This is a genomic window from Bradyrhizobium nivariense (assembly GCF_029846695.2).
GTDB lineage: Bacteria > Pseudomonadota > Alphaproteobacteria > Rhizobiales > Xanthobacteraceae > Bradyrhizobium.
Genome location: NZ_JARWCR020000013.1, coordinates 87,539 through 100,587, shown reverse-complemented (window position 1 = coordinate 100,587; position 13,049 = coordinate 87,539). Strand labels below are relative to the sequence as shown.

Sequence of the window (13,049 nt, the reverse complement as noted above, 5' to 3'; positions counted from 1 at the left end):
ATCAATTCCTTGCAAAGGGGCTTGCGGGCTGGACGGCTCCCCCGAAAATCGGCTTGCCGATCCCGCGCGGGTCGATGTCGTCCAGATACAAATGCAATTGAGCGATAAAGCCGACATTGGTTCCGCTTTGCCGATTGATCGGGATCAGCGCCTCCATGGCAACTTGAAATTTGTTGCCGACCCAGATTACGCCGGGATTGATCGTTCCCGTCGTCGTCGTGCCCGAGGTGATGGTGTTCGCCATCGGTGTCTGCAGGTTGGCTTCGACGAGTGGAATCAGATGGTCGATGAAATCCGGCAGACCGAGATCGACGACCGCCGATTTCAGATAAGGCATGCTGTACTGGATGGTGCCGCCCCAGTTCAGCACGCGTGGATGGAATTCGGTGTCGGCGGTGCTCAATCCCGTGTCCGGGTCGATCCCGAAGCTGGTGGTGAAGTTCCGACCCGGGATGGCGTAGCCAACCTGGCCCGTGATCGCGACCGGCCGAAGCCAGGAGAGTGTGTCAGGAAGATCGCCAAGGCCTTTGCCGAAATAGATCGTAGGCGTGTAGGTGTTGAACGGATCCGCTCCCACGCTTTGCGCGCCCGTCCCGCCCCATTCCACGCTCAAACCTACCGACATCACGAATTCATGCGTGGGATCCTTGAACACCCGGTACTTGAACGTGGTCTCCAAATTCTGGAACCCGTTGGCCCCGGGCACCGTCGCGTCGATCGGACCGAGGAAGGTGTAGGTCGAGCCAAACGAGATCGCGAAATCCTCGGTGATTCGCTTCGAAAACTCTCCGGACACGTCGCGCTGCCGAACGGGCGGAACATCGCCGGTCTTGAAGCTGTCGAAGGTGGGAAGCGAGAGCTCGTCGTTGACGCCGGGATCGTCGATGCCGAGCGTCGCCGGAAAGAAGCGGTTGCCGACGATTTCGTGGGCTACGCCGCTGGAAAAAGGAATGAGCGCGATCGCGGCGCCCCAAAGGCCCGCACGCGCGTTAGAGATCGACATCGAAGGTCTCCGCAGATTGACGTGTCAGTTCGAGCAGCCAGGGTCTGGCCGCGAAGCTCTCACGTCGCCTGCGGTGGTGCGCGCGCCTGGGCGTTGGATCCGTCGCGGAAAATGAAGATGACAGCACCCGCGTCGCGCCACATCACGCGCTCGGCGTGGCGGAAGGGAATGGCGAGCGCAAGCTGCGGCGGCGAATCGAGCGACGCATTGGCCTGCGCCAGACAACAAAGCGCACACCCAGCGCCATGTGCGGTCGGCGTTCCGGTCGGGTCGTTCAGACCGCCCTGCTCGCTCGCGCTGTGGCAGATGACGGCGGCAGAAAGCGGATTGGCCACGGCCTGGCCGGCCGCCAGACAGGCGGCAATCGGCGCCAGCACCTGCATCACCAGGGCGAGCAGGACCAGGGGTAAGAATTTTTGCAGCCGTGCGCGCATCCGCCGAACCATTCGTTCGTCTGCCAACTAAACACCGCGCAGGGAGCCAAGTCGAGGTCAGTTCCACCCTCTTCTTGGCCCAGCTCTTGGCCCAGCGCAAATTTATCAAAAACTGTGATCGGACCGCCCCACGGCGGGGGACCTCCGGCATTTGAGGCAGTCGCGCAACCTGCCCCATCCACAGATTTCTTATGTTTGTCATATGCTTACGAGACCGAAAGCCCGATCATTTCGTCAATTGCTCGAATTTTGAACATTCGTTGCTGAAAATGATGACAAGTGAGAAAAGTTGATCTAGCATCCCTCTTGTTCAGACCGACCGCGAGGTCGAAGTCTGGTGGTCCAAGTCTCGGGAGGAGCCCCTGACGCGCAAAACGTAGCGTCGCCCCGCCAATCAAGATCAAATCTTAGAATCGGGGATAATAGGGTCGACACAATTTTCGAGCGGGGCTAGGGCCCCGCTCTTTTTTTGCCTGCGTGGCTGAAGCGCCGATGAATGCTTCTCCCAATCCGATCGAACGGAGCTTTGAACTCGCGGCCTTGCGCTGCGCCGATCTCACGCCGCTCGTCTACCAACGGCTGTTCGAAGCGCATCCCGAAACGCGGGCGATGTTGCGCACGCAAGGCAGCGAGCTCGTGATGGGATCGATGCTCGCGCTGACCATCGAGGCGATCCTCGACTTCGCCGGAATGCGTCGCGGGTATTTCCGGCTGATCGCCTGCGAGGTCGCCTCGCACGATGGCTACGGCACGCCGCGCGAGCTGTTCATCGCCTTCTTCGCCGTCATCAGGGATACGCTGCGCGACCTTCTCGGCGATGAATGGTCGCCGGACATCGCGCAGGCATGGGACCGACTGCTCATCGAGATCGACGCGTTCGCGGGCGTCCCGGCCTGACGCTTTGCGCTGCACCAACGCGGCTTGCTGCGATCCCACCGTTGATTGCAGATTGAGTGCCACCAACTCTTGTGAGACACTTTCCGTATCGGTCGCGCAATCAATGACGCGCCGACGATAAAATTTTATGGGAGCGAGCGATGTCCGGGACGAAAGATTTCTCGACGACCAGGCGCGATCTTCTTCAGGCGGCAGCGACCGCCGGCGCCGCAACTGCCATCCTCGGCGGCATGGGCATAAACCCTGCCCTTGCGGCCGAAGTCGGACGATCGGAGAAGCCGCTGAAGGCGGCCTTCTCCAATGCAGGGCTCCAGGCGACCTGGTGCGCACAGGGCAAGCAGGCCGCGGAGTTCTGGGGCAAGCTGTTCAATGTCGAGGTCACCTGGTTCGACGGCCAGCTCGATGCCGTGAAGCAGCGCGCGGCAATCGACAACATGGCCTCGCAGAAATGGGATTTCGTCGCGATCCAGGCTTTTGGCATCGGCACCCTCACCCAGCCCGTGCAGAAGATGATCGACGCGGGCACGCCCGTCATCGACATGGATACGCTGATTGCGCCGCTCGACCAGATCAACGTCCACTCCTTCCTCGCCCCCGACAACGAGTTCATGGGCGCGTCCGTGACGCAGGCTCTGTGCAACGCCATGGGCGGCAAGGGCAAGATCATCATGACCCAGGGCGCGCTCGGCCATACCGGCGCGCAAGGACGGGCGAAGGGCTTCAACAATGTCGTGAAGCAATTCCCTGGGATCGAGGTGCTCGACACCCAGCCGGCCGACTGGGATGTGTCCAAGACCGCACGTCTCTGGGAAACCTACCTGACGAAGTATCCGCAGATCGACGCGGCGTTCTTCCACAATGACGACATGGCGCTCGCCGCCGCCAACATCATGAAGGCGCGGGGCCGCACCAACATCCTGATCGGCGGCGTGGATGCGATGCCGCCGGCGATCCAGGCCGTGAGCGAAGGCCGGATGTTCGCAACCGTGCGCAATCCGTCCTGCCGTATCCACGGCGGCGCCGTCATCGCGGGCGTGTCAGCGGTCGCCGGAGGCGAGAAGAGCGGGCAAGGCATCCCCAAGAACGTCGTCACCGACGGTCCGGTCGTGACCAAGGCCAACGCCGCCGGGATGCAGTGGATGCAGGATCACTTCCTGATCTGAGCCTCCATGCGAGAGGATCGTTCGCCCATCCTGGAACTGCAGGGCATCACGAAGAGCTTCGGCGGCGTCGAGGCGCTTCGTGGTGTCGACTTTGCGCTCTCACCCGGCGAGATCCATGGTCTCGTCGGCGAGAACGGCGCGGGAAAAAGCACGCTGATGAAGATCATCGCCGGCGTGCACACCGAATTCTCCGGCCGCTTCCTGATCGACGGACAGCAGACGCATTTCCGCTCGGCCCGCGATGCGCACGCCGCCGGCATCGCCATGGTGCATCAGGAGCTCTCTGTCGCGCCCGACCTCACGGTCGCTGAGAACGTGTTTTTGGGCAATCAGCCGACCAACCGGCTTGGCCTCGTGCAATGGCGGCGCATGGCGCGCGAGGCCGGCGAGCAGCTCGCCCGCTTCGGCATCGACGTCGATCCGATGTCGCGGCTCGGCGACCTCCCGATCGGGCTCCAGCAGCTGATCGAGATCGCGCGCGTGCTGTTCTCCGGCGCGCGCATCGTCATCCTGGACGAGCCGACCTCCGCCCTCTCCCCGCCCGAGGTCGAGCGGCTGTTCGCAACGCTGCGGCGCTTGCGCGAGGAAGGCACGGCAATCGTCTTCATCTCGCATTTCATCGAGGACATCTTGCGCGTGTCCGACACGGTGACCGTGTTCCGCAACGGGCGCAAGGTCGCGGAAACAGCAAGTGCTGCGACCAGCAAGGGCGCACTGATCGAGGCCATGATCGGCCGCGGCGGCGAAGCGCTCGAGCACAGCTATAGCGACGATCTGATGCTGCCGCGGCCGAGCGGCAGCTCGGTGGTCCTGAAAGTCGACCAGCTGTCGCTGGCCCGCAGCCTGAAGGACATCTCCTTCGAGGCCCGCGCCGGCGAAGTGCTCGGCATCTACGGTTTCATGGGCTGCGGCCAGCAGGAGCTGTCGCGCATCCTGTTCGGCAAGCTGAAGCCGGACGGCGGCACGCTCGCGGTCGAGGGCAAGGCCAAAACCTTCGCCAGCACGGCCGCGGCGCGGCGCGCCGGCGTGGCGCTGGTGCCGGAGAGCCGGCGCGACATGCTGTTTCACCAGGAGCCGGTCTACAAGAACATCTCGATCAGCATTCTCGATCGCATCTCGGCGTTGCTGCTCAAGCCGGCGCAGGAGCGCGACATCGCCCAGCGCCAGGTCGAGCAGTTGCAGATCAGGCCGCCGGTGGTCGGCCTCGATCTCGGCATGCTCTCCGGCGGCAACCAGCAGAAGGTCGCGCTGGCGAAATGGCTGACCTATCCGCCAAAACTGCTGGTGCTGTGCGAGCCGACCCGCGGCATGGATGTCGGCGCCAAGAACGACGTCATCAACATCGTCCGCGATCTCCGCGCGAGGGGGCTCGCGATCATCGTGCTGTCGACCGAGCCGGAAACGGTGCTGTCGCTGGCCGACCGCATCCTCGTGCTCAAGCGCGGCGCAATGGTGCGGGAATTCAAGAACGAGCCAGTCAGCAAGGACCGCCTGCTGGAAGCGGCGTGACGGAGAAGTATCATGGTGAGCAGTGAGACGGCTTTGGCGACAGGTCGGCGAGCGCGGGGCCTTGGGCCCTTCCTGCGCTCGCAGATGCGCAACATCGCCCCGTTCCTCACCCTGATCTTTCTGTCCGGCTTCTTCGCCCTCGCCAGCCCTTCCTTCGCGACACTGGACAATCTCGGCAACATCCTGACGCAGGTGTCGGTCACAGGAATCATCGCCGTCGGCCTCACCTTCGTGATCCTCTGCGCCGAGATCGACCTCTCGATCGCCAGCATCGCCAACGTCACGGGCATCGCGGTCGCCTACTTCACGCTCCAGGAATCCTACGTCAACATTCCCAACATTCCCCTGCCCGGCGCCGCCGCGATCCTGCTGGCCATCCTGCTCTGCGCGTTGCTCGGCCTCGTCAATGCGCTGGGGCTGACCGTGATCGGCATCCCCTCCTTCATCATGACGCTGGCGATGATGCAGATCGCAGCCGGCATCTCGGCGCTGCTGGTGCGCGGCCAGATCGCCTACAAGGTGCCCGGCCTGATCACCACGCTCGGCTCGGGCTCGATCGGTGGCATTCCCTGGATTGTCATCGTCGCCGCCATCATGCTGCTCGGCGGCCACCTGGTGCTGACCTATACGCGCTTCGGCCGCTACGTCTACATGGTCGGCGGCAACCGCGAGGCGGCCGAATATTCCGGCCTCAACGTCAAGCTCATTCTCGGCGCGGTGATGGTGATCTCGGCGGTGTGCTCCGGCATCGGCGGCATGCTCGGCGTCGCCCATTTCGGCAGCGCGCAGCAGAACGAGTTCGACACCTATCTGCTCGATTCCATCGCCGCCGTCGTGGTCGGCGGCACCAGCCTGTTCGGCGGCCGCGGCGGCATCGGCAACACCATCGTCGGGCTCTTCGTTCTCGGTGTTCTCAACAACGGCCTCGACCACGTCAACATCGACAGCTTTTTGAAGATCCTGATCCGCGGCCTGATCCTGTTGGCGGCGCTGGTCATCAATGTCTATGCCCAGCGGCTGCGGGAAAAAGCGGCGGATTAGATGGCCCGCAAAACAAAAAACGCGAAAACAACCCCATGCACAGTAGAAACTGTGAGGAAGTTCAGCCGCTTACCAAACCCGCGATTGAGTGAGTGCGACCGCGCCGACATTTGACTCGTCGGGCAAAACAGGAGCACGGTGTCATCATGGTGGTGGGCGTCGGTCGGCTCAGGACCACGCACCAAGCTCCGTCATTGCGAGCGCAACGAAGCAATCCGCGGCCATCTTGATCGCGGGTACGGAAACGCGGCTTAACTCTGCGCCGTCGCATCCAGCGGAAGCCGCGAGAACCGGAAATTGCAGTGGCTCGCACCGCCCGCCAATGTTTGCGTCCTTTCCAGGCGGATGCCTCGCGCTGCGTAGGCGACGAAATCGAGCCCGCAGATGTTCGGCAGAATATCCTTGTCGCCATGGCGCCCCGCGAGTTTGCAGAAGCCGCAAGCCTTGTAGTTGATGCCAAATTCAAAGCTGTCGCCCGTATCAGGCTCGACGAAATCGTAGACGAAATCTTCCGGAAAATCCTTCTGATGGCTTTCAGTAATGCTTTCTGCCGCCTGCTCGCGCAGCAGAGCCTGGTTCTCTGGCGACATGAATTGACGCCCCGAGGCGAGACGCTCCGCTTCTGATACAGTGAGCAATTGCGCCTTGTAGGTTTCCCGCTCGATCTCGCCGATCACAGGCAGCGGCACGCCGTGCCGCCGCAGCACCCGGCTGATGGCCATGAAGCCCAAGAGACGCATGAAGAAATCGCTCATGCGGCTTGCCGCGCCACCGACATAGGGCATTTGGGCGAGCACGATTTCGAACTCGTCCATCACCTCCCGCCTGATCCCGTCGATGCCGGTGAGATGCGCGCGCTCGCGCAACATCGCATCAGCAAGGTCGAGCCGATCGCGCATGGCGGCTTCCATAATGCCCCGATGCGTCTCGTAGAAAGGATGAATGTTCGCAGCCATTGGACACCTGATATCATCGGCTCATTGCAAGGTCGGCGAAGCCGGTTTCATTCCGCGGCGATCGCCTCGATCTCCAGCAGCCATTTGCTGTCGACGGTCTCGGCGATCACGACCGTCAGCGCGGGCTGGTGTTCCCCCAGCATCGCGCGACGGATGGTGCGGTTGGTCACGAGTTGATTGCGGTCGGTCAGGAACGTGTTGACCTTGACCAGATGCTCGACGCCAAGGCCGGCGGCGGCGAGCACCTCCATCACGTTGCGCCAGGCCTGCTCGCACTGCGCCTCAAAACCTTCGGGCACGGTGCCGTCGGATCTCTCGGGCACCTGGCCGCTGATGAACAACAGGCGGCGATGCTGCGTCAGTTCAAGTCCCATGCTGTAGCCGCCGGCGGGAGCGTGGACCGTTGCGGGATTGTGGCTGACGAGGTGAGCTGGGGGCATAGGGTTTCTCCGGATTGCGGATCGACCGTATCCGGCGACGTCACGGCTTCGCAAAGCATCATTGCTGCGGCTCAGCGCAAGAAAATCTATTGCAAGGCCACGGCCCGTCAGTGTCAAAATGGTGCGCGATGACCTACATCCTTCCACCACTCAACGCGCTCCGCGCCTTCGAGGCCGCTTCCCGGCATCTCAGCTTCAAGCTCGCCGCGCACGAGCTGCACGTGACCCCCGCCGCCATTGGGCAGCAGGTGAAAGCGCTGGAGGCGCGCCTCGGCGTGCAGCTGTTCGAGCGGCTACATAAGCAGCTCATCCTGACTGCGGCCGGTCAGGCCTATCTGCCCGGGGTCTCTGAAGGCTTTCGCCACATTGCGGAAGCGACCTCGCGATTGAAACCGGCAGGTGCGGTGCTGCTGCAATTGGGGGTCCATGGCAGCTTCGACCTGCGCCGCCTCGATCTGGCGGCGTTTCGCAGCGCGCATGCGGGGATCGGTTTGCGCGTGCTGCAGCCCGCCGGCCTGCACGAATTGGTCGAGGGCAAGGTCGACCTGCTGATCGCCCGCGGTCTCGGCCACCATCCGGGCTATCGCTGCGACCGTGTCAATGAGGGATCGGGCCCCGGTGATAGGCTGATTGCGCCTGAAGGCACCGCGGATTGCCCCGAGATCGTCAGTTTACGCGACTGGCTGCGCGCCCTGCCGGCCGAGAACCGGTTGGCGGACCGCCGCCCTCGTCTGGTCGGCAGCAGATGATGGGCCCGACCGGCAATTGATAGTCTCGCCGCGACGACGTTTGATACCTCGGGCAAGGCACCGGCACAATTCCATCATGGCGCCGATCGCGTGCCGGGGGAGCGCCAAGTTAGTGATGGGGTGGCCTGAAAGGGGCCGAAGCAATTAGGACGAAGGCCGCCAACCATGCGACGAGAAATATTGCTTTGGCGGGTCTGATTTGCCGGCGGACAAGCGGCAATTGCTCAAGTAATTCTGCTGGAAGATTTTCAAAGTCCTTAGTCGGGCACGCCCCATTGTCAGCAGATTTCGGCCTTCGGCTGCTGACCCAACTGAGACATTCGCGCGGGGCTTCTGTCCCGCGTTTTGCGGTTACGACCACGGCGGCTCTTCGCTCTCCCCGACCGCCTTGTGGTGCATCGTGACACCCGCCGAACGCAAGCAAGTCAGCAATACAGTTCTTACAGCGGCCGGATCGAATCCAATATCCTTCGCGTTTGGTGGATGTGCCTCGCTACCCTTCAATCGGAGCGTCAAGTGCAAGTGCTCGCAAAGGTGCTGAACGACGAGATTGATCTGATCGTCGGTCATGATCTGCCTCTCCCATGTTGCTACCCAACTAGGTAGCACACATGAAAATAGGGCGTAAGCGATCGGACTGTCCCAAGGATCAACCCCGCGCGATTGCCCATGGGCGGGCTCCCAAAATCGTTCGCCTATCGGGTGAGACCGGAAGTGACTAGCGGGCGACTAGAACGGCGCGATTGACCCACAACGGAGACGCCCTCAATCCTAGGGATGCCCTCCCTCGGCCGAGGCCAATACCATCTGCCCCGCAATCTCCTCACTTCGCCAACACCTCACCGCGTGCCCGTCAGCTCGCGTTTCCAGCGACGGACCCGGCTCGCTCCGACACACAGCCTCGGCGTACCGACACCGCGGGCTGAACGCGCATCCATTCGGCGGATTGAGCGGATTGGGAAGGTCGCCACCTGTCGTCGCCAGCGGCGCGTGGTGCAGCGGATCGGGAATGGCGGCGATCAGGGCTTGCGTATAGGGGTGCGCGGGACGTTCGAAGATCTCGCGCCAGTCGCCGTTCTCGACGATGCGGCCGAGATACATCACGGCGACGCGGTCGCTCATGTGCTCGACGACGCCGAGGTCGTGGCTGATCATGATGTAGGAGAGGCCGAGCGTGTCCTTCAATTCCAGCAGCAGATTGATGATCTGGGCGCGGATCGAGACGTCGAGCGCCGACACCGGTTCGTCGCAGATGACGATTTTGGGGTTGAGGATCAGCGCACGGGCAATGCCGATACGCTGGCGCTGGCCGCCGGAGAATTCATGCGGGTAGCGGTCGGCCTGTTCGGGCCGCAGGCCGACATGCCGCAGCATGGTCGCAACGCGGTCCTCGATCTCGCTTGCGGCGGTCACGCCGTGCACACGCAGGGGATCCTCTAACGTGCGGCGAACGGTCTGGCGCGGATTGAGCGAGGCGTAGGGATCCTGAAACACCATCTGCACGGTGCGGGCCAGCGCCTTTCGATCGCCAGCAGGCCGGCCCGTCACGACCTGCCCGTCCACCACGATGCGGCCGCGCGTCGGCGTCTGGAGACCAAGGATCGACAATGCGACCGTGGATTTGCCGGAGCCGGACTCGCCGACGAGGCCGAGGCATTCGCCCCGTTTCAGCGTGAGATCGACTCCGTCCACGGCGCGGAGAACCCGCCGGTCGCGGCCGAGCCAGCCGCCGCCCACCGGAAAATGAACCGCAAGATCCTCGACACTGAGAATGACGTCATCTGCCCCGCCCCTATGCATCAGGGCAATCGCATATCGTGTGCACGATGCGGCGGCGTCGGCACTGGGCTCCCTCTCCCGCTCGCGGGGGAGGCAAAGGCGGCCTACGGCCGCCGTTCTCTAAGAGAACGCCGATGCGGAGCATCGGCTGTGGGTGGGGGTGTCTCCGCGTTGGGATTGTCGGCAATTGCGGAGGATATCCCCGTGGGGTGAGAGCCCTCACCCGCCGCGCGCGGGACGATGCTTCGCATCGCCCGGGGCGCGTCGGCCTCTCCCGCAAGCGGGAGAGGCGGAGCAAGCTCGCGCGGTCCTCGTGAAATCCATACGCGATTGCCCTGCCCTCATCCATGGTGGTGACACCTCACCAGACCGCCCGCCTCCAGCAAATCCGTCGCCGGCGCGACTGACCGGCAAACATCAGTCGCCTGCGCGCAGCGCGGATTGAACCGGCAGCCATCCGGGAAGCTCGTGATCGCCGGGACCACGCCTGCGATCTCCTTCAGCCGGCTGCGGCCAAGCGCGGCGCGGCTGCCGAGCCGCGGCAGCGAGTCCACGAGCCCCTGCGTATAGGGATGCGCCGGCGCGCGGAAAATATCGGCCGAGCCGCGCTCCTCGACGATGCGGCCGGCATACATGACGGCAACGCGGCGACAGACATTGGCGACCAGGCCGAGATCGTGGCTGATCATCAGGATCGCGGTTCCCCGCTCGGCGCAGAGATTGCGCATCAGCTCGATGATCTCCGCCTGCACGGTGACGTCGAGCGCGGTCGTCGGCTCGTCGGCGATCAGGAGATCCGGACCGCAGGCGAGTGCTATGGCGATCATCACGCGCTGGCGCATGCCGCCGGACAGCTGGTGCGGATAGTCGTTGACGCGTCGCTCGGGCGCGGGGACGCGGACGCTCGCCAGCGCCTCGACCGCCAGCCGGCTGGCTTCCCGCCAGCTCTTGCCCTTGTGCAGCACGAACATCTCGGCGATCTGCCGGCCCACCGGCGAGACCGGGTTCAGCGCCGTCATCGGCTCCTGGAAGATCATGGCGATGCGATTGCCGCGCAGCTCCCGTTGCTTACCGGCTGAAAGGTGCTGGATCTCCCGCCCCTCGAACCGGATCGTGCCGCCGCCGATCGACAACGGCTGCCGTAACAGGCCGATCAGAGCGAGCGCCGTGATGCTCTTGCCGCAGCCGGATTCGCCGACAAGGCCAAACGTCTCGCCGCGATCGATCCGGAATGAAATGCCCTCGGCCGCCGCAACGCGCCGCGATCCGTCGTCGAGATCGATGCGCAAATCCTCGACTTCGATCAGCGGCGTGCCCGTCATGTGCGCCGGCTCCGCGATTGAGGATCGAGAATGTCGCGCAGGCCGTCGCCGAGCAGATTGAGGCCGAGCACCGTCAGGAAGATGGCAAGGCCGGGAAAGACCGAGAGCCACGGCGCCGTCGTGATCTGGTCGCGGGCATCCGACAACATGCTGCCCCAGCTCGGAAACGGCGGGCGGACGCCGAGGCCGAGGAACGACAATGCGGCTTCGGACAGGACCGCGCTGCCCATGCCGAGCGTGCCGATGACGACGATCGGTCCGAGCATGTTCGGCAGCAGCTGCGTGATCATGATGCGCAAATCGCCGTAGCCGAGCACGGTTGCCGCCTGCACATAGCCCTGACTCCTGAGCGACAGCGCAGACGCCCGTGCGATCCGGCACGTGAAAGACCAGTTGGTCAAGCCGAGTGCGATCAGCAGGCTGGTCAGGCCGGGACCAAGCACCGCCATGATGGCCAGCGCAAAGATCAGCGATGGGATCGCGAGCATGACGTTGGTCAGGCCGTTGACGACATCGTCCCACCAGCCGCCCCAATAGCCGGCGCTCAGGCCCAGCGCGACGCCGATGACGCTGTTGATGAGCTGCGAGACGATGCCGACCGTCAGCGAGACGCGGGCGCCGTAGGCGACGCGGGAATAGATGTCGCGGCCCTGGTCGTCGGTGCCGAACCACCAGGTCCAGCTCGGAGGCTCCTCCGCGTTCAGCAGATTGGCGTCCAGCACAGGATCGGTATGCGCCAGCCAGGGCGCGAGCAGGCCGACCAGGATCGCGAGCGCGAACAGCGCGCCGCCGATGATGAGATTGGCGCGCAGCTTCATGCGTATCTGATCCTGGGATCGATTACGCCGTAGAGCAGGTCGATCAGCAGATTGATCGCGAGAAAGGCCAGCACCACCACCAGAATGGAGCCCTGGACGGCCGGAATGTCGCGCTGCAGGACACTGTCGACCAGCAGCGAGCCGATGCCCGGCCAGGAGTACAATTTCTCGACGACGACCGCCTGCCCCATCAATGCGCCGAACTGCAGGCCGACGGTGGTGAGAATGATGACAAGCGCGTTGCGCATCACGTGCCACTTCACGACCCTTGTCTCGCTCATGCCCTTCGAGCGCGCCGTGCGCACGAAATCTGCCGTCATGATCTCGAGGACCGCAGCGCGGGTCGTCCGGGCGAACAGCGCCATCGGCGAGACGCCGAGCGTCACGGCAGGCAGGATCAGATATTTCAGTCCCCCATCGCCATAGCCAAAACTCGGCAGCCAGCCGAGTTTCAAGGCAAAGAAGTACATCAGCACCAGTCCGAGCCAGAATTTGGCAATCGAGAGGCCCGAGACCGCCACGACCATCGCCAGCGTGTCGACAATGCCGCCGGGCTTCAGCGCGGCGATGAAACCCAGGGGAACACCGATCACGACGGAAAACGCCATGGCAGCGAAGATGAGCTGCAGCGTCGGCCACATCCGTTTGGCAATCATGGTCGTAACCGGTTCGCGGGTCCGGAACGACGTTCCGAAATCACCCGTCGCGAGCTTGGCGATGTAGGCGCCGAAGCGCACATAGACGGGATCGTCAAGGCCGAGCTGCTTCTTCATGCGCAGCTCGACCTGCGGATCGCTGTCGTCGCTCATGGACGAGACGATGCTGCCGGGAACGACGCTGAACAGCACGAATACCAGCAGCACGACGGCCAGCACGGTCGGAATGGTCTGCAGGAGACGACGGAACAGGAAGGAGAGCATCGGCACTTTTCCTCTCTC

General features: G+C 63.6%; 14 protein-coding genes. 5 read left to right on the top strand and 9 right to left on the bottom strand.

Annotation, left to right across the window (positions count from 1 at the left end; all coding sequences use genetic code 11):
* Position 1 precedes the first annotated feature (1 nt).
* Together QCM77_RS13475 and QCM77_RS13470 are read right to left on the bottom strand one after the other, a co-directional pair.
* Positions 2–1,003 (bottom strand): hypothetical protein, encoded by a 1,002-nt coding sequence (locus QCM77_RS13475; protein ID WP_279664313.1) that lies wholly within the window; start codon positions 1,001–1,003, stop codon positions 2–4.
* Between the two features lie 59 nt (positions 1,004–1,062).
* Positions 1,063–1,437, bottom strand: a complete 375-nt coding sequence (locus QCM77_RS13470; RefSeq protein ID WP_279664314.1) for a DUF2946 domain-containing protein — start codon at positions 1,435–1,437, stop codon at positions 1,063–1,065.
* A gap of 492 nt (positions 1,438–1,929) precedes the next feature.
* On the opposite strand from QCM77_RS13470, the gene QCM77_RS13465 reads away from it, so the two are divergent.
* From QCM77_RS13465 to QCM77_RS13450, 4 genes are all read left to right on the top strand, one after another.
* Positions 1,930–2,334 (top strand): globin, encoded by a 405-nt coding sequence (locus QCM77_RS13465; RefSeq protein WP_279664315.1) that lies wholly within the window; start codon positions 1,930–1,932, stop codon positions 2,332–2,334.
* Positions 2,335–2,474: 140 nt separating this feature from the next.
* Positions 2,475–3,497, top strand: a complete 1,023-nt coding sequence (locus QCM77_RS13460; RefSeq protein WP_279664316.1) for a sugar ABC transporter substrate-binding protein — start codon at positions 2,475–2,477, stop codon at positions 3,495–3,497.
* 6 nt (positions 3,498–3,503) lie between these two features.
* Positions 3,504–5,006, top strand: coding sequence for a sugar ABC transporter ATP-binding protein (locus QCM77_RS13455; protein WP_279664317.1), 1,503 nt, complete (start codon positions 3,504–3,506; stop codon positions 5,004–5,006).
* 12 nt (positions 5,007–5,018) lie between these two features.
* Positions 5,019–6,047, top strand: coding sequence for an ABC transporter permease (locus QCM77_RS13450; protein WP_279664318.1), 1,029 nt, complete (start codon positions 5,019–5,021; stop codon positions 6,045–6,047).
* A 251-nt stretch (positions 6,048–6,298) separates the two neighbouring features.
* Here QCM77_RS13450 and QCM77_RS13445 read toward each other — a convergent pair whose 3' ends face one another.
* Entirely contained in the window at positions 6,299–7,003 is a 705-nt protein-coding gene (locus QCM77_RS13445; protein ID WP_279664319.1) for an L-2-amino-thiazoline-4-carboxylic acid hydrolase, read from the bottom strand.
* Positions 7,004–7,050: 47 nt separating this feature from the next.
* On the bottom strand, positions 7,051–7,443 hold the full coding sequence (locus tag QCM77_RS13440) for a RidA family protein (protein WP_279664320.1): 393 nt from the start codon (positions 7,441–7,443) through the stop codon (positions 7,051–7,053).
* Positions 7,444–7,571: 128 nt separating this feature from the next.
* On the opposite strand from QCM77_RS13440, the gene QCM77_RS13435 reads away from it, so the two are divergent.
* Positions 7,572–8,192 carry a LysR family transcriptional regulator gene (locus tag QCM77_RS13435; RefSeq protein WP_279664322.1) on the top strand — a complete coding sequence of 207 codons (621 nt, stop codon included), beginning with the start codon at positions 7,572–7,574 and terminating at the stop codon, positions 8,190–8,192.
* 351 nt (positions 8,193–8,543) lie between these two features.
* Here QCM77_RS13435 and QCM77_RS13430 read toward each other — a convergent pair whose 3' ends face one another.
* The 5 genes from QCM77_RS13430 to QCM77_RS13410 form a co-directional block, all read right to left on the bottom strand.
* Positions 8,544–8,762, bottom strand: a complete 219-nt coding sequence (locus QCM77_RS13430) for a hypothetical protein (protein WP_279664323.1) — start codon at positions 8,760–8,762, stop codon at positions 8,544–8,546.
* A gap of 201 nt (positions 8,763–8,963) precedes the next feature.
* Complete coding sequence (locus QCM77_RS13425) at positions 8,964–9,992, bottom strand: ABC transporter ATP-binding protein (RefSeq protein ID WP_279664324.1); 1,029 nt, start codon at positions 9,990–9,992, stop codon at positions 8,964–8,966.
* 320 nt (positions 9,993–10,312) lie between these two features.
* Complete coding sequence (locus QCM77_RS13420) at positions 10,313–11,293, bottom strand: ABC transporter ATP-binding protein (protein ID WP_279664326.1); 981 nt, start codon at positions 11,291–11,293, stop codon at positions 10,313–10,315.
* Positions 11,290–12,111, bottom strand: a complete 822-nt coding sequence (locus tag QCM77_RS13415) for an ABC transporter permease (protein ID WP_279683904.1) — start codon at positions 12,109–12,111, stop codon at positions 11,290–11,292. Before QCM77_RS13415 ends, QCM77_RS13420 begins: the two co-directional genes overlap by 4 nt.
* Positions 12,108–13,031, bottom strand: a complete 924-nt coding sequence (locus QCM77_RS13410) for an ABC transporter permease (RefSeq protein WP_279664438.1) — start codon at positions 13,029–13,031, stop codon at positions 12,108–12,110. The genes QCM77_RS13415 and QCM77_RS13410 overlap by 4 nt, the downstream gene beginning before the upstream one ends.
* Between the last annotated feature and the right edge of the window lie 18 nt (positions 13,032–13,049).